General features: G+C 29.5%; 15 protein-coding genes. 2 read left to right on the forward strand and 13 right to left on the reverse strand.

The window, feature by feature from the left end; genetic code table 11:
* Positions 1-17: 17 nt before the first annotated feature.
* The 4 genes from CHL78_RS02830 to CHL78_RS02845 all read right to left on the reverse strand — a co-directional run bounded on the left by CHL78_RS02830 (position 18) and on the right by CHL78_RS02845 (position 6,554).
* The gene (locus CHL78_RS02830) at positions 18-800 is read right to left on the reverse strand and encodes an ATP-binding protein (RefSeq protein ID WP_094368237.1); all 783 of its coding nucleotides are present in this window, start codon (positions 798-800) and stop codon (positions 18-20) included.
* 234 nt (positions 801-1,034) lie between these two features.
* Positions 1,035-2,963 (reverse strand): anaerobic carbon-monoxide dehydrogenase catalytic subunit, encoded by a 1,929-nt coding sequence (gene cooS / locus CHL78_RS02835; RefSeq protein ID WP_094368236.1) that lies wholly within the window; start codon positions 2,961-2,963, stop codon positions 1,035-1,037.
* Positions 2,964-3,647: 684 nt separating this feature from the next.
* Positions 3,648-4,790, reverse strand: a complete 1,143-nt coding sequence (locus tag CHL78_RS02840; RefSeq protein ID WP_094368438.1) for a tetratricopeptide repeat protein — start codon at positions 4,788-4,790, stop codon at positions 3,648-3,650.
* A gap of 9 nt (positions 4,791-4,799) precedes the next feature.
* Positions 4,800-6,554 carry a B12-binding domain-containing radical SAM protein gene (locus tag CHL78_RS02845; RefSeq protein ID WP_094368439.1) on the reverse strand — a complete coding sequence of 585 codons (1,755 nt, stop codon included), beginning with the start codon at positions 6,552-6,554 and terminating at the stop codon, positions 4,800-4,802.
* Positions 6,555-6,714: 160 nt separating this feature from the next.
* Here CHL78_RS02845 and CHL78_RS02850 point away from each other — a divergent pair, with 160 nt between their 5' ends.
* Entirely contained in the window at positions 6,715-6,915 is a 201-nt protein-coding gene (locus CHL78_RS02850) for a hypothetical protein (protein WP_094368440.1), read from the forward strand.
* A gap of 10 nt (positions 6,916-6,925) precedes the next feature.
* Here CHL78_RS02850 and CHL78_RS02855 read toward each other — a convergent pair whose 3' ends face one another.
* From CHL78_RS02855 to CHL78_RS02870, 4 genes are all read right to left on the reverse strand, one after another.
* Entirely contained in the window at positions 6,926-7,849 is a 924-nt protein-coding gene (locus CHL78_RS02855) for a hypothetical protein (protein WP_094368441.1), read from the reverse strand.
* Positions 7,850-7,969: 120 nt separating this feature from the next.
* A complete protein-coding gene (argS, locus tag CHL78_RS02860) occupies positions 7,970-9,670 on the reverse strand; it encodes an arginine--tRNA ligase (RefSeq protein WP_094368442.1) in 1,701 nt (566 codons plus the stop codon).
* A gap of 92 nt (positions 9,671-9,762) precedes the next feature.
* Positions 9,763-10,197 carry a DUF523 domain-containing protein gene (locus CHL78_RS02865; protein ID WP_094368443.1) on the reverse strand — a complete coding sequence of 145 codons (435 nt, stop codon included), beginning with the start codon at positions 10,195-10,197 and terminating at the stop codon, positions 9,763-9,765.
* 33 nt (positions 10,198-10,230) lie between these two features.
* Positions 10,231-12,609, reverse strand: a complete 2,379-nt coding sequence (locus CHL78_RS02870) for an endonuclease MutS2 (protein WP_094368444.1) — start codon at positions 12,607-12,609, stop codon at positions 10,231-10,233.
* A 180-nt stretch (positions 12,610-12,789) separates the two neighbouring features.
* On the opposite strand from CHL78_RS02870, the gene CHL78_RS02875 reads away from it, so the two are divergent.
* Positions 12,790-14,241: an aminoacyl-histidine dipeptidase gene (locus tag CHL78_RS02875; protein WP_094368445.1), complete on the forward strand. Its 1,452-nt coding sequence runs from the start codon at positions 12,790-12,792 to the stop codon at positions 14,239-14,241.
* Between the two features lie 85 nt (positions 14,242-14,326).
* Here CHL78_RS02875 and CHL78_RS20645 read toward each other — a convergent pair whose 3' ends face one another.
* The 5 genes from CHL78_RS20645 to CHL78_RS02895 all read right to left on the reverse strand — a co-directional run.
* Positions 14,327-14,488, reverse strand: a complete 162-nt coding sequence (locus CHL78_RS20645) for a hypothetical protein (protein ID WP_158540623.1) — start codon at positions 14,486-14,488, stop codon at positions 14,327-14,329.
* An 81-nt stretch (positions 14,489-14,569) separates the two neighbouring features.
* Positions 14,570-14,941 carry a hypothetical protein gene (locus CHL78_RS02880; protein ID WP_094368446.1) on the reverse strand — a complete coding sequence of 124 codons (372 nt, stop codon included), beginning with the start codon at positions 14,939-14,941 and terminating at the stop codon, positions 14,570-14,572.
* Between the two features lie 2 nt (positions 14,942-14,943).
* A complete protein-coding gene (locus CHL78_RS02885) occupies positions 14,944-15,819 on the reverse strand; it encodes a GNAT family N-acetyltransferase (RefSeq protein ID WP_094368447.1) in 876 nt (291 codons plus the stop codon).
* A 117-nt stretch (positions 15,820-15,936) separates the two neighbouring features.
* Complete coding sequence (locus CHL78_RS02890) at positions 15,937-16,503, reverse strand: HD domain-containing protein (protein WP_094368448.1); 567 nt, start codon at positions 16,501-16,503, stop codon at positions 15,937-15,939.
* A 52-nt stretch (positions 16,504-16,555) separates the two neighbouring features.
* On the reverse strand, positions 16,556-18,404 hold a 1,849-nt coding region (locus CHL78_RS02895; protein WP_147295791.1), incomplete at its 5' end, for a U32 family peptidase.

Genomic DNA, 18,404 nt, shown 5'->3' on the forward strand with positions numbered 1-18,404 from the left:
ATGATTAGTTCTTAAACTTATTTTAGGTTTTGTAATGACATTAATCTGTCTCTTATTACTCTTACCTGTTCTCTTGTTTCTTCACTTGTATCATATGGAGATTGATTCGATCTGTCAGAATTTATAACGTCTTGGTTATAATAAATGAAACCTAAGGCTTCACCATTTTCTAAATTTTGTATTATAAATTCCTCATCTTCTTTGTTTCTAATTTTATTACCTACAACAAATACTTTTTTTACACCTATATCATTTCCTAGCTTTTTAACTTTTCTATAAGTTTGTAAACTTCTTTCTCCTGGTTCTACTACTACTATAAAAGCATCTACACCTTGGGCAGTACCTCTACCTAAGTGCTCTATACCAGCTTCCATATCCATAACCACTACGTCTTTATTTTGTAGTATTAAGTGAGAACATAGTCTCTTTAGTAGGACATGCTCTGGACATACACATCCAGAACCACCAGAATCAACAGTACCAAGAGTAAGTAATCTCACTCCATTATGTTCTTTACAATAATTATCCGGTATATCATCAACCTTTGGATTTAATTTGAACATCTTATTAAAAGTACCTGTTTCTGCAGCTGTTCTATCTGAAACTAACTTTTTCATGTCTGATATAGGAACTAATGAGTCATATACGTCTCGAGGAAATCCTAATGCTAATGCTAAATTAGCGTCTGGATCAGCATCTACAGCAACAACTCTATACCCGTCTTCAGCAAACATTCTAGATAACATTGAAGAAAAAGTCGTTTTACCTACTCCACCTTTACCTGTTATTGCTATTTTCATATTATACCATCCTTTTGTCATTCGTAACCATCTATGGTTATTTTTTTATTTTATTTTAGAAATAATTCGTATTTTAGCGACCATTTGATACTCAATTGATAAAAAACGTTTGCTATAGTTTATTTTTTACATGCAAAATAAACTATAGCTAGTTCTATCAAGAACTTATTATTTTAAAATTACTGACTTTTCAAAGTAGTATTTATAGTTTTATAATCATTTATTTAATTTATATTAAGCTTCTGCACCAGCTTCAACTTTTTCATTCATTCTCTCTTCTACTAAGTTTTCAAAATGAACACGTTTCTTTTCTATATCTTGAATAATTATTTGAGCTAATTCTTGTGGGTTTTCATTTACTGTGAATTTAGCTCCAACCATATCTTGTAATTCTCCACATAATATTTCTACAGCTCTTGAAGAACCTGTAACTGGAGGCATTACACCTAAGTATGTGTCTATACCAGAAGCTACAACATAAGATCCTATAGCTACTGCTTTTTCTGACATCCACTCTGGAGCTACTCCTGCTACCGGAAGATCAGACATATCCATATCTAATAACTTAGCAGTTCCTCCTACTACATCTAATATACGGCTACAGTCAACACAAGAACCTAAATGTAGAACTGGTGGTATATCTACTAGATCACAAACTGTAGCAAGACCTTTACCTGCAAGTTTTCTAGCTTCTTTAGTCATTAAACCAAATTTAGCTGCTGCTGAAGCACCACATCCTGTAGTAACTACAAGTATATCGTTTTTAATTAATTCTTTCATTATTGTTACGTGAGCTAAGTTTGAAACTCCTTTTGCATTGTTACATCCAACTACACCTACTGCTCCTCTTAATACCCCAGATTTTAAACAATCTGCTAAAGGTTTAAGTGTTCCTGCAGGATCTATATGAGAGTTTACAACTCTATCTAGTTGACCTAATATTGCATCTGCGCTATATCCAACTGTTGCTTTAGATTTTAATTCTGGTATAAGTACTTTTTCTTTATCTCTATTTTTAAAGTTTAATACTGCTTCTTTAACTATTTTATATCCATCTGCATATGCAGTTTCTTCTGAGAATTCCATATATGTTGAACCAGCTATTTTAGCCTTTGGAGATGTTGTTATGAATTTTGTGTGATAGCAGTCAGCAACTTTTGCTAATGCTGGGAATATACATTGAACGTCAACTATCATAGCTTCCACTGCACCAGTTACTATTGCAAGTTCTTGTTGGTGGAAGTCTCCAGCTGTTTTTACACCATGTCTCATTGTAACTTCATTACCTGTACAGCACATACCTGCTAAGTTTATTCCATCAGCTCCCATTTCTTTAGCCAAAGCTACTAGTTCTGGGTCTTCTGATGCTAAAACTATCATTTCTGATAATGATGGTTCATGACCATGTAATATTATATTTACTTTATTATCTTCTAAAACACCTAGGTTAGCTTCTGTTTCTCTTACTGTAGGTGTTCCAAATAAGATATCACTGAATCTAGTACCTATCATAGATCCAACCCATCCATCTGCTAATGCAGTTCTAAGCGACATATGTATTAAACTATCTATATCACCTGTACAACCTATGTGAGTTGAATGCATTATTGTTGCAATTTCTCTATCTATTGCTCTTGGCTCTATACCAAGGTCTTTCCAAATTTTTTGTCTTGGCTCTGGAGCATTCTTTAAGAATCTTGCTACCCCATGAGGTTTACCAAATTCCATTAATGCAACATCTGCAACTTCGTGAGCTATATCATAGATATCTCTACCTTCTGTTTCTACATCCCACTCTTTTGCTAATATTATTAATTTTTCTTCATCTCTTATTTTATAATTTCCATCTCTACTACTTAATGCCATAGTATGAGCTATATCTCTAGCATGGTCAGAGTGAGCTGCTGTCCCCCCAGCAACCATTCTTGCAAAGTTTCTACCTACTATAACATGCTCATCAGCTCCACATATACCTCTTGGAGTTTTAGGAGTTATTCTACAAGGTCCCATACCGCATATTCTACAACAATTACCTTGAAGACCAAATCCACATTGACTTTTAAATCCTTGCTTCCTATCGTACATTGTTTCTACGCCATCTTTTTCTGCCTTATCTAGCAATACGTGGCTATTCAAATCGATAGTCATCATTTTTTTATCCATATTCATATCCCCTATCCCCTTTTTTTGATTTTAAAATCCTTAGGTGACTAAAAAAATATGTCTGTTTTAACAAAAATATTGTTATTTAAAAATAAGCATTATCTAATTTGATTATATACTAATTTCTAGCCATTTTGGTAGTTTTTTAAATATTTTTTTAACACAATTATCCATTTTATTTTTATTTTATTTTTTCATTTTATTTTACTAAATTCAACATTTTTTTAATATATAAATATAAAATCTGCATAAATTTATTTTTATATAAATGTTAATTTTAAGCATAATAATAGAAATATAAGTATTTAGCCTATGCTTATCTATATGTCTCAGAAAATATTTTATTTTATATTTCTATAATGTTTTTATATAATTTATTTTATATCTCAATAAATAAAACATTTTTTACTTATCTTTATGTTCAATTAGCTTATTTTCATTTAGATAATATACTTATTTTTTTGACATTTTAATAACAATTTTTTATTTATACAAGTAATATTAATTTTGTAATATTGAGTCTAATATTGGCATATTTTATATTTATGACATTAAATATGTAAATATAATCTCTTGCTAAAATCATATTTTAAATAATATAGATAAAGTTATCAGAATAATAAATTCTTGTTACACAAAAAATATCCTCTAAGAAATTATATAATTTCTTAGAGGATATTAAATTTATCTATACTTATCTAATTCTCTTAAGCAAGCTACTGTGATTTCATCCTGTGGATCTAATTCATATGCTCTTTCTATAAAGTAAATAGCATCATCTAAATCTCCATTATTTAAATATGCCATACCTAAGTTGCATAATATTTCTGGATCCTCTTTTATCTTGGCCGCAGTTTCAAATAATTCTATTGCTCTTTCCATATTAAATGAACTTGCTTCACAAAGAGCTAATTCTACCATAGCATCTACTTGGTGAGGCTTTAGTAATAATATTTTTTCGAAGTATTGTTTAGCCGATTCTATTTCATTCATATTTTTATAAGCTAAACCTATCATGAATAAAAGATTCCACCAATCAGAGTGTTCTTCTTCTAATGGACGTAATTTTTCTAGTCCTTCTTCATTTTTACCTTGGAACACTAATGTATATCCTTCTTCATACTGAACCTTAAAGTCCATTTTACCTATATTTTCTTGTACTTCAGCCATTAAATCAGGCTCTAGACCTAATTTTTGAGCTTCTTCCCATATAACTTTAGATTTTACATACTGACCTTGATTATAATAATGGTATCCTAAGTGATAATAAGCTAAAGCAAATCCTTCATCTAACTGAACTACCATTTCTAACTTCTCAAGCGCTTCAAGTAAAAACTTGTTCATAGCTTCATCATCTGAATCTTTTTGATGCTTTTGAGCTACTTCTTGACAAACGATAGCATAATGATACATTCCTTCTATATCATTTGGATACATTGTTATTAGTGCCTTTAAATATATTAATGAATCTGTATATTCACCAATATCAAAATATTTTCTAGACATATATCCAGCATATGCTCTAATATCTATATCAATATTTGTAGCTAATGCGTCTAAAAACTTTCTATATTCATCATTATATTTAAACTTGCTATCTATACCGATTATGTATATCATAGCATCTGCTATAGACATAGAATTTATCTTCTCTTGAGCAGTTTCTTCTTTAATTCCTTTTACTAGTACTTCATTTTTTATAGGAACATCTAGTCCAGCTTTAGGTATTTCATATCCTTTTAATTGAAATTCTCCCTCACTTTTTAATGTAATAAAAGCTAGCTCTTCTGTTTTCTTTAATAAATATTTTTCTATCTTAAAATTCATCTTAACCTCCTATATTTCCACGCTGTAGGCTTTTGATTTTTCAAATATTTTTTTATCATCATATACGAATAGTACTATATTTTCATCTAACTCTAACTTACTACGTATATCTTTCTTTAATTCTAAAATATTAAATCTAAAAGGCTCAAAATGAACATATTTTATAATATGTTTTGCTGGCGTATTTGTAAAGCTAGGTAAATATTTGCTTAAGTTCTCTTCATCCTGTAAAAATACGTGACATCTATTTTTGAAGTCTTCTATTTCTAACTTAGTAAAGAACTGAGGCACATTAGATGTTTTACCTAGTGATATATAATCGTATTTTAGTATATCATTAAATAAGTCTTTGTTCACATTTATTTTTTCATTGTAAAAATCTAGTAATATTTTATATAATGCATTTTTACCTTGAGCCATATCAAAGTATCCATTTTCATCAAAATATGTAGCAAAATCTTCAAAGAATTTAAATGGACTTTGGCTATAGAAATTATGAATTATATATCTCATTGATAACACAAAGTTTTTAGAGTTATAATATTTTTCTAATATTTCCTCTATATCTTTTAACTTCAATATCTCAGTATAGCTTATATAATCATTGTATAAAATCTCATATGGTGCATAGTCCTTATATTTGTATCCATGATCATTTGCAGTATTTCTTACACCTGTACCTTTAATCATTTTTAAGAATCCTAGTTGTAAATGTTCTATTCCTAAGTTAAATACATCATTAAATGAGTTCTCAAAACTTTCATATCCTTCATATGGAAGACCTGCAATTAAATCTAGATGTTGGTGAATATTTCTATATGATGCTACTTTTTGAACTACATAAGATAATTTCTTAAAGTCATCTCTTCTACCTACTGCATCTAGTGATTTTTGATTTGTTGTTTGTACTCCTATTTCAAATTGGAATAATCCCTCTTTACAATCTTTTAAGAAGTCTAACATCTCGTCATCTAGTAAATGTGCTGTAACTTCAAAGTGATAAGTTGTATAGTCATTATCATTTTCCATAAGGAAATTCATAATTTCCATAGCAAACTTTTTATTAGCATTAAAAGTCCTATCTATAAATTTAATTTGAGACACTCTAGCATCTATTAATTTTTTTAAATCTCTTTTTACTCTATCTATACCGAAGTATCTTAATCCTTTTAGTGTAGATGATAAACAATACTGACAGTTAAATGGACATCCTCTTGATGTCTCATAGTATACTATCCTATTTTCGTACTCTTTTGGATCTAAGTTTTCGTAAGGGCTAGGTATTTCATCCAAGTTTTGTAATAAGGCCTTCGGTTTATTTTTTATAATTTCATTTCCATCTCTATATACTACACCCTCAACATCTTCAATATGTTTCTTACCTTGTAGGTGTAGTACCAAATCTCTAAATACTAATTCCCCTTCTCCACATAGTATATAATCTACAAAAGGATAGTTCCTCATAGAACATTCACTATCATAAGTTACTTCTGGACCACCTAGCGCTATCTTAGTATTAGGCTTAACTTTCTTTATATTGTCGCAAAGTTTTACTATATCATATACATTCCATATGTAAGTTGAAAATAATATTATGTCATAGTCATTCTTATATATATCTTTTAGTATATAGTCTAAATCATTATTTATTGTATACTCTCTTATTTCTACTTCTTCTAAGTCTCTTACAAACTCTTTTAGGTATCTTATAGCTAAATTTGTATGAATAAACTTAGAGTTTAATGTTGTCAGTAATATTTTCAAAATATTTCACCTCTATATTAAGATTATCTATTGTTTTGCATTATTTTTAGGTTAAAATAGTATATGTAATATCTTATCAATTTCTCAAAAAAAAGAAGGTTTTTTATTAATTTTTGTAGAAATATTATATAAGTACTACTATTCAGAAAGGGAGTTTTTTATGGAATTAATTGACCAAGTATCTATAAGCGCTTTATCTAAAAGGGATTTACTACTTATTATAAAAGCATTAGAATATACTAATGATAATACAAACCTTGAAGATTTTATTGAACTTAGAAATAATATAGTAAAAGAGCTATGCTTCTTAACTAATACTACAGAAGAACAATTCGTTACGTACTTAGAATCTTCTAATTAAAACTTAAAAATTATGATTTTTTAAATTTTAGTGTGTATTCTCCAGATTTAGATTGAACTTTAACTCTAAGTATATTATCACTAAAATTTTTAGATACAATTGTTATTTGATTAAGTATTGGGTCTAATTTAGATTCACCTTCATTAAGACCTATTAAGCTTCTTGGGTCTGCACTTTGATTGTATACTTTCTTATTGATTTTATACTTTCTCAGCTTAATAATGTATTCTGACATTGATAAAGTAAAGTCTATATTATCTATCTCTTCTTCGCCATCTTCACCAAGTATAGATAATATAGATTTTTTCATGCTTTCTATTCCATCAATACTTATTTCTCTATCCTCTATATAAATATCATATAAAATATTTAATACAGTAGTTATTATTTTACTGTCATCATAATCTTCTACTTTTAGCTCCATATACTTATCAATTTCTTGTATAAAGTTTATTCTCGCCATCTGAAATTTAATAGTACTCATCTTATCTAAATCCACTACTAGACCTATAATTTTTTCTTTTATAGACTGTAGTAAGTCTACATATTCTATATTTTTATTTTCTAGTAAAGTATGTACTGTGCAATTGTACATTACAGTCCCTAATATATAATCAAATAAATATTGCTCTTTTTTTAGATATTTTACATACTTTTGCATTAGCTTGACTGCTTCATCTTCACTTCTCTGAATATTTGTATTTGCAAGCATTATAGGTAGTAAAATATTAAGTATACTATTATGTTGCGGCTTCTCACCATAGAAATTATAGTAAATAAGCTCGTCTTTTAACCTGTTATTATCTATATAAACGTATCTTTGTGTGTCATCATCTATCATACATTTTGTATTGATAGTCATTAAATTTTTTAGTGACTTATTTTCTATTCCAAAAGCAGCTATATATGATTTTTTTATTATATTATCCTTCATGTATATTACCTTCCTAACGTAATACCCTATTAATTATTTTTATCAGTTAATATATTTAATATACTCACTCACTTAAACAAAAAGAGACAGCTAAAAAGCTGTCACATGTAGGATATATCCCTACATTCTTTCTGGTGCTTGCATTCCTAGTAAGCTTAGACCATTTTCTAAACTTTGTCTAGTAGCTTCAACTAATGCTAATCTTGCATTCCTTAATTCTACATCATCAACTAATATTGGATTATCATGATAGAATTTATTGAAAGCTTGAGCTAAATCTAGTACAAATCTAGTTACTATATGTGGCTCATTTCTTCTTAACGATGAAAGTATGCTCTTATTAAATGAACCTATTACCTTTAGCACTTCTGCACTATCTCCGTTAGATAATAATTCATAGTTAACATCTGCAGTTACCTCTTGTTCTGCTTTTCTTAAAACTGCACAACATCTAGCATGAGTATATTGAACATAAGGTCCAGTCTCACCTTCAAAGCTTAATGTTCTCTCCCAAGAGAATGTGTAATCTTTTATTCTACTGTTAGATAATTCTTGGAATACTACAGCTCCAACCCCTACTTGCTTAGCTATTTCATCTACATTTTTAGCCTCAGGGTTTTTAGCAAGCATTGTTTCTTTAGTTTTTTCTATAGCTTGCTTTAATACGTCCTCTAAGAATACTACTCTACCTTTTCTAGTAGACATAGTTCCTTCTTCTAAAGCAACCATACCAAATGGAACGTGAACTAAGTCTTTAGCCCATTCGAATCCAACAAGCTCTAATACCTTAAATAATTGTTGGAAGTGTAAACTTTGTTGAGATCCAACTACATATATACACTTTTCAAAATCATAATTATTTTTTCTATATAAAGCTGCCGCTAAATCTCTAGTCATGTATAATGTTGAACCATCAGTCTTAGTTATAAGAGCTGGAGGCATATTGAATTCTTCTAAATCTACAACATTAGTACCTTGAGATTCTTGTAATAATCCCTTTTCATTTATTAGTTTTATAACATCATCCATCTTATCTGAGTAGAAACTTTCTCCAGCATAAGAATCAAATTGTATATCTAATAAATCATAAACTCTAGCAAATTCCTTTAAACTTTCGTCTCTGAACCATTTCCATAATTCTTTAGCTTCTTCATCATCATTTTCTAACTTAGTAAACCAAGCTCTTGCTTCATCTTCCATTTCTGGCTTAGATTCAGCTTCATCATGGAATTGTACGTATAACTTTAATAATTCTGGTATAGGGTTAGCTTCTACAGTCTTTTTATCACCCCATAATTTAAATGCTACTATAAGCTTACCAAATTGAGTTCCGTAGTCTCCTAAGTGGTTTACTCTTACTACATCGTATCCTTGAGAATCATATATTTTATATAATGAATTCCCTATAACAGTAGTTCTTATATGACCTATATGGAAAGGCTTCGCTATGTTAGGAGATGAGAAATCTATTACTACAGATTTTTCTTGTCCTAAATCACTATGTCCGTACTTTTCTTTTTGAGTTAATACTTCTTTTATAACAGTTTCTGCTAATTGAGATTTGTTTACGAAGAAGTTAACATATCCACCTAATGGCATTACTTTAGATATTACTCCACTAGCTTCTATAGTAGATGATAAATCTTCAGCTATCATATTTGGTGCTTTTCTAAATACTTTTGCTAATTTGAAGCATGGGAAAGCATAATCTCCCATTTCTTTATTTGGTGGAACTTCTATAAGTCCTAATATTTCGTCTACAGTTAAATCTTCTATCTTTTCCTTAAGGCAATTGGCGATTGCTACCTTGAAATCTTGCATTATGTTGCTCCTCTCTCTATCTCTTATTACTTTATGGTAAATCAATTCATAAGTTTTTTCAAGATATTTGACATATTTCGTTATATTATGAGTTATATTTCTTTTTCGCTAGTTACTTTTATATTATTCTGTCTTAATAATGCAGCCGTTACACCTTGTCCAGGTATTTTTTTCCCTGAAAAAGTTCCATCATATATCAAACTAGATCCACATGATGGACTTCCTTCTTTTAATATAGCTTCCCTACATCCATATATTTGAGCTATCTTTAAAGTCTCTACTGCACCTTTTTTAAAATTACCCGTTACGTCTATATTTTTATTACTTATAACTTTATCTTGCTTACCGCATTCACCCTTTGATATAATTTCAGCTGGATCTCTCGGAGTAGAAAGTCCGCCCAGTTGTTCTGGGCAAACTAATACAAAAATTTTGTCTTTTAAGTATTCTTTTACCTTCTCACTTTCATTATTATCTCCACTATATTTACAGTTTATTCCAAGTAAGCATGCAGATACTAATATCATTTTATATTCCCGCCTTTATCATAAGCTTTTTATCTATTTTAACGTGATCATCGTTACACCAGCTCCACCTTCACCATATTGACCTGGTCTTTGAGATTTAACGTGTTTGTGTCTTTTAAGTATATCTTGAAGTCCTGATTTTAATACACCTGTACCTATACCATGTATTATTGTGACAGATTCTAGGCCTGCTACGTACGCGTCATCTAAGTACTTATCAACTTCCATTATAGCTTCCTCTAAATTCATGCCTCTTAAGTCTACTTCACTCTTTACATTTCCTGATTTAGATTTTATTATACTTCTTGTAGTTTTTGTAACTGTAGTTTTAGCATCCTTCTTAGATTTTTGAAGCGACTTAAATGGTAAATTCATTTTCATTATTCCCAATTGAACTACAGCTTCTTTTTTCTTTTCATCTACAGAAACTACAGTTCCTTGCTGATTTAAAGTTATTACCTTAACTTCATCTCCTGCACTCAGGTTCTTTATTTCTTTTGTAGTAACCTTAGGTACTATCATACTCTTAACTGTTGGTTGCAATGCACCCATAGATTTAGATAATTCTTTTCTAAGGTCTTCTATTTGCTGATTTTTTTCTTTAGAAGCACGTTCATCTTCTAACCTTCTTAATTCTTTAATTATAAAGTCAACTTCTTCTTTTGCCTGTCTCGTTATTCTAAATGCTTCTGACTTAGCTTGTTCTATTAATTTTTCTTTTTGATTTGCTAGTTTTTCTAGCTTTTCATCATATTCTATCTTTAGTCTTTCAATTTGAGCTTTTAGCTTCTCTGCCTCTAATCTCTCTTCTTCCGCTTTTATTCTATTTTTCTCTACGTTTTGAAGAACATCTTCTAATTCTATATTATCTGTATTTATAAATTCTTTTGCTCTAGTAATCACATAGTCACTAAGACCTAATTTTTTAGATATTTCAAATGCATTTGATTTTCCAGGAACTCCGATAAGTAGTCTATATGTGGGACTTAAAGTTTCTAAATCAAACTCAACAGCTGCATTTTCAACTCCTGGCTTAGTTAATGCATAGTTTTTAATTTCACTATAGTGAGTAGTTGCTATACATTTTGCTCCTGCCATATTTACATCTTCTAATATTGCTATTGCAAGTGCGGCTCCTTCTATAGGGTCTGTACCAGCTCCTAATTCATCAAATATTACTAAAGAATCTGCTGTAACTTCACTTAATATAGACACTATATTCGTCATATGAGACGAGAAGGTAGATAAGCTTTGTTCTATACTTTGTTCATCCCCAATATCTGCAAATATATTATCATATATACACATGCTGCTTCCAAAATCTGCTGGTATATGAAGTCCACTTTGAGTCATAAGTGCAAATAGACCTACAGTTTTGATAGTTACTGTCTTACCACCTGTATTTGGTCCCGTTATAACCAATGTATGGAAATCTCTACCTAGATAAACTGAATTTGGAACTACTTTATCTTTATCTAGTAATGGATGTCTTCCTTTTTTAATATTTATATATTTATCTTCATTTAATTCAGGAGAAACAGCTCTCATCTGAACTGATAGTTTTCCTTTTGCAAATGCAAAATCTAATCTACCTAAAATCTCTTGATTAGATATTATATCCTCACTAACTTCTCCAATCATGGCTGATAATTCAGCTAAGATTCTTTCGATTTCCTCTTTTTCATCTAATCTTAGCTTTCTTAATTCATTATTCATTTCAACTATGCTCATAGGCTCTATAAACAGTGTAGCACCAGTTGAAGATTGATCATGTACAATACCAGTTACTTGAGATCTATACTCTGCTTTTACAGGCACTACAAATCGATCTCCTCTTACTGAGATTATTGCATCCTGTAAATATTTTTGGTATGTAGTTGAAGTTATTATTGAATTTAGTTTTGATCTTATTGATTGATTCTTTTGTACTATCCTTCTTCTCAAATCTCTAAGCGTACTTGATGCATTATCAGATACTTCTATTTCACTTACTATTGCATTATATATTGCATCTTCTATATCTCTATATACATATAGTGAGTTTGACATAGATTGAATTATTGGATAATTAAAATCCTCTTCATCTGAGCTAGATAGATTATTCTTTAATGTTCTAGCAGCTCTTAAGGTATCTGCTACCATTATTAAACTGCCTGCATCTAGAGATGCTCCAATATTTGCTCTCTTTACTTTATCTTCTATATCATGAATCCCTGATAGTCCTGTTATACCTCTTTTTAAATATATAGCCTGTGCTTCATTAGTTTCTTCTAGCATATATTTAACGTCTTCGAAATCAGAACTCGGCATTAGTTTTTCTATATATTTTAAACCTAAAGAAGATGAAGCTTTTTCCTTTAACATGTCTATTATTTTATTAAATTCTAAAACTCTTAGCGATTTCTCGTTCATGCTTCCTCCTTATTTATCTATTTATTTTCTAGTGTTTATTTTATGTAGATTTGTATTATACTATTTATATAGCTATTTATATATTATACATAATCACACTTTATTTGTAATATAAATTTGTATTATTAAATAAAAATAGCTAGTTAAACTAACATATTCATAAAAAAGGAGATATCAATAATGGAAAATATATTAAAAGGGTTAAAGCCAGAGCTAGTTTTTAAGCATTTTGAAGAAATATCTCAAATCCCTAGAGGTTCTGGAAATGAAAAAGCTATAAGTGATTTTTTACTTAAATTTGGTAAAGATTTAGGATTTGAGTCTATACAAGATGAACACCTAAATATAATAATCAAAAAGCCAGCTACTAAAGGTTATGAGAATTGTCCTGGAGTAATTCTTCAAGGCCATATGGATATGGTTTGTGAGAAAAATAAAGACACTGTACATGATTTCGAAAAAGACCCTATCAAATTAAGAGTTGATGGTGACATGATATATGCTACAGGAACTACTCTTGGTGGTGATAATGGTATAGCTGTAGCTATGGGTATGGCAGTTGTATCTTCCAATGATGTAGAACATCCAGCTATAGAACTTTTATTTACTACTGATGAAGAAGTTGGTATGACTGGAGCTATGAAGTTAAATGGTAAAAACCTTTCTGGAAAATATATAATCAACTTAGATTCTGAGGAAGAAGGATATATTTTAGTTAGCTGTGCAGGAGGAGTGACTACATTTAACAAAGTACCTGTTGAATATGAAAAAGTATGTTCTGAGAAACAAGGTCTACTAGTAGAAATTAAAGGTCTAAAAGGTGGACACTCTGGTATGGATATTATCAAACAGAGAGCTAACTCTAATAGATTATTAGGTAGATTATTAAATTTATTAGATATAGACTATGATTTAGCTAAAGTTGAGGGTGGTTCTAAAAATAATGCAATACCACGTGAGGCTGATGCTTTAATTACAGTAAGTAAGTCTGATGTAGAAAATACTAAGAAAAAAATATCTGAAATTGAAAGTATATTTAAGCATGAGTTTAGTACTTCTGACCCTGATATATCTATAAACTGTTCTGAAACTACTGTAGAAAAAGTATTTACTTGTGATTCTAAAGATAGAGTTATTAAGTTAATAAACTTAATGCCTAATGGTATTCAAACTATGAGCATGGATATTGAAGGTTTAGTGGAAAGTTCTACTAATTTAGGTGTACTTAAAACAATTGATAATGAAGTAATATGTGAATGTGCGGTTAGAAGTTCTGTTGAAACATTAAGAACTGATATTACAAATAAGATGAAACTTTTAGCTTGTGCTCTAGGTGGAGCTTATGAATCTGAAGATCCATATCCTGCTTGGGAGTACCGTAAGGGATCTAAGCTTGAACAAATATGTGTAGATGCATATAAAAAATTAACTGGTAAAGATCCTGTAATAATGGCAATACATGCAGGACTTGAGTGTGGGCTATTATTAGAGCATTTACCTGATGCCGAAGCTATATCTATAGGACCTAATATGGCCGATGTTCATACACCTAATGAGCATTTGAGTATATCTTCTACTGAAAATACTTGGAATTACTTATTAGCTATATTGAAATCTATGAATCAACTTTAGTATATAAATATTTTTTATACAAATAACGGTGTACTATATTAGTACACCGTTTAATATTTTAAAATCTAATTTTTATAATTTAATTCTATAAAACTTTACACTTACCGCCACATTCGAAGCATACTAAATCTGGATTTTTGTGTTCACTTATTTGTACAGATACCGATTTACATTTTTCACACTTTAGTTTATACACATTCCCAGTGTTTAATAATGGTTGAATTAAATCATTTTTATTATCTTTCATTAAATTTACTCCCCTAATTTTTTATTATCTTTAATATAACATATTATTACCTATATTTTACATATAATTCAAAGTATTTATTTACCACTGATCTGGCTTTATTAGTTCTCCTGTGTACATATTTATCATATGAGTTCCAATATTATTTTCATCACTATGTTCATGAGAGCTATGCTCATCTTCATCTTCCAAATTTTCAAGGTTAACATCCACAACATATTTGTCACCAATTGTTTTTATTTCATCCTCAGTCACATGTATAAGGTCTCCATACTCTGCTTTAAGAATATTTATTACATTTTCCTTTGATATAGGGTTTACATTTTCAGCTATATTTTCTATATCCATGTTTTTATCAATACCATCTTCTTGATTTTTTAATTTACTTATTCCTATAAAGCCTATAGGTATAATAATTATTGTTGCTATAATTGCTATTAATGTTTTTTTCATATTTATTCTCCATCTGTAAGTTTAATCCAATGTCCTAAAGTTTTTTTTACTTCAAATCCTCTTTTCAAGTACATATTATAAGCTATTTTATTTTCTTCAATAACTATCAAAGATACTTTCTTTACATTTTTTTGATTTAAAAATTCAATGGCTTTATCTAATATTAATTTGCCATACCCTTTATTTCTGTAGCCTTTACATAGACCTATATCAAATATACCTTCTTCTTCATTAATCGTTACTTCCATAAACCCGATCCTTTTATTACCATCTAAAACAAAGAAATAATAGTTTAAGTCATTTATATTCGTTATATTCTCTTCTACTTTATTAATATTTGTTATCGTACCATGAGGCATATCACTAAAGGAATCATTATATATTTTAATATATTCATATTTATTCCCTTCTGATAGGGTTTCTAAATCTAAAATATTAGCTATTGTGTTTCTATTTTCTAGGTTCATTTTATATGAATTGTACTGCGCATACAAGCCTAATTTATCTAGTATATGTTTGTCACTCACTCCTAGTCTAATATCATTTGCCCCATATTCTCTAGATACATCTATGGCTCTTTGTACTATTTCACTTAATATTATATTTATGTTGCAAATACCTTCAAGTATTTCAAATTGATGTATATAGGATGAGTTTAAATCTTTAGCTACTTCGAGAACAATGCATAGCTTAGCTACTACTTTATTATCAATAATATAAAGCAATACTCCTCTTCCATAGTCATATATAGATAAATTAAATAATTTTTCTATATCCTCTTTGCTCTTTTTATCACTATTATTTCTATTTATAAAATCACAAAATAAGTTCTTTTCATCTTGTTCAAGGCTATTATAGCTTTTAATACTACCTATCATGGAATTTTATCCCCCTAACTGTATTCTTATAATACGTACACTTGTCCATTATCTTAATACTAGCAAAATAAATACTAAAAGGGCATGCTTTATAAAACATGCCCCTTTCATTTAATCCTATCCTTCTAATACATCACTGATATTTTTCATAGCATTTAATGAAATCTCAGCAAACTCTTCAAAAGGTATTCCAGTTGTTTCTATACTTCTTATTGCATCTCTATTTACATTTGAAGCAAATCTAGTTTCTTTCATTCTTTTTAATATAGACTTAGTTTTTACACTAGTTATTTTCTTATCTGGATAACCTAAAGCTATTGCAGTTATAAATCCAGTTATTGGATCTACTGCATATATTGATTTTTCCATCAAACTCTCTCTCTCTACGCCCTTACCATCATGATGTCCAAGTATTGCTCTGTAGATTTCATCGTCTCCAAAGCTTTCTTCTTTTAGAAGTTTTACACTAGTTATTGCATGAGCTTCACAAACTACACCTGGTGTTCTACCAGTTACATCTGAATCTAAGTCATGTAAAAGTCCAGCAATTGCCCACTTTTCTTCATTACCTGGATCTAATTTCTTTGCAAGTTCCTTCATTACAGCTTCTACAGCATAACTATGCTTTATCATTCTATCTGTTTTTAAATATTTAAATAATATTTCTAAAGCTTCTTCTCTCATGATTTTACCCCTTATGAAAATTTGTTATAGTTTTAATATATCACTTATATCCTTATTCTACACCTCTATAGTAATGTCCTGCACTTGTTCCAACATTATCTAGTTTATTGTATAGTTTTGTAGCTTTTGCACCTAATTTGTAATCATTTTCTAAAACTTCATCATAAGCTTCAATTACTTCTTTTACAGTTTCTCCACTTTCTAATGTAAAGTCTAATCTAAATACATCTATTCCGATTTCATTTAACTCGTATAAATTGTCTAACATACAAGTAACCTTCGAATTATAAATAGTGCTTCTGCAGAATATATCCTGAGATATTCTATACTCCTCACCTTTAAAGTCTTTAAGTGCATATGTACTTTCTTTACATGCAGCTGCTCTCTTATCTTTCTTGCAATCTCTTACTATTACACCCATTGGACAATATTCAGTTATCATCATAGGAGTGTATCCATATACATAAGCTTCTATTTCCATATCAGTATATTTTAATGTTTCTTTTATCTCATAAATATTTAATTCTTGAGATAAACATAGTGATTTTACGCCCTCTTCCTTGAAGAAATTAATTGTTTCACTATTAAATGCATTTAGGTTATAATCTATACTTAGTTGACATCCTTTAAAATAATCAAGTACTCCCCAGCTACCTATTTGTACACTATCAATACCTAAGTTCTTTGCTCTATCCAATTGTTTAAATTCTTTATATCTTACTATTCTTGGAGCTGAATATACAACTTTTTTGTTGTACTTTAATCCCATTTGTATTGCTTTATCTAGTGTATTTACATCTTCATAATAAGCCACATCTATATTACATTCTAATGCAGCCTCAAGTTGTTCTAAATTTTTAACTTTAACTCTAATTTTTTCATCAACATTTTTGCTTATTTTAAATGGTTTATAAGCTACTTTTTTATCTTTATAATTTCTTCCATTTATCTTAATTCTCTCTTCATCTAGAAGCTCTATACAATCACGTCTCATTTGATTCAGAACACTGATAGGAAGACTTACACCTTCGTCTAGTACTACGTCTATCTTATTTAGTATATAAGGAGTGTTTCCAAGTTTTTGAATCTGAGACTCAATCTTCTCTTGACTCAATGCCACCTTCATAGCTTTTTCAACTATTTTATCGCCCTCTATTTTAGCTTTATTACCTTTTGTATCATTTAAAGTAAGTATTGGATTTTCACCTAACCTTATTATTATCTCAGCATTTATTTCTGATTTTACATTTTCTTTTTCCTGTTGGAACGTAGCCTGTACTCTATTCATAAGCTCACTATCTGAAGTTTTAAATACTATTTGATTTATTCTTGCCTCGCCTATAAAGTCTAACTCTATAATCTCTCCTTTATGAGCAATTGTAGTTATTTCGCCATTCTTTATTATTCTTCCTATAGTTCCCCCGCCTAAGTTTATTCCATCACCTTTTTTAAGAGTATTATCTAACATTATTTTTAATCTCTTAGCTTTTTTGTTATAACTCATTACTCTTCCAACATATAAACCTTGGTTATTAGGTATTTCAGAGTTCATTACATCTTTTCCAACTTCTCCTAATATTAATCCCTTAGTAAATTTTCTATTGAATATAGTATATAAATCGTTTACTGTTTCTTGTGACACATTTAGTTTCTTATCGTTTAGATACTCATTAATCGCATTTCTGTAACCTCCTATAACAGTAGCTACATACTCTGGTTTTTTCATTCTTCCTTCTATCTTTAGAGAATGAACACCTGCATCTATTATCTTATCAATATCTTCTATAGTACTTAAATCTCTTGGACTTAATAAATAATCACCGTTGCTATTTATTACTTCACCACTATTTATATCTATCAATTCATACTTCTGTCTACAAGGTTGAGCACATCTTCCTCTG

Origin of the sequence: Romboutsia weinsteinii (genome assembly GCF_002250835.2) — a bacterium.
GTDB lineage: Bacteria > Bacillota > Clostridia > Peptostreptococcales > Peptostreptococcaceae > Romboutsia_A > Romboutsia_A weinsteinii.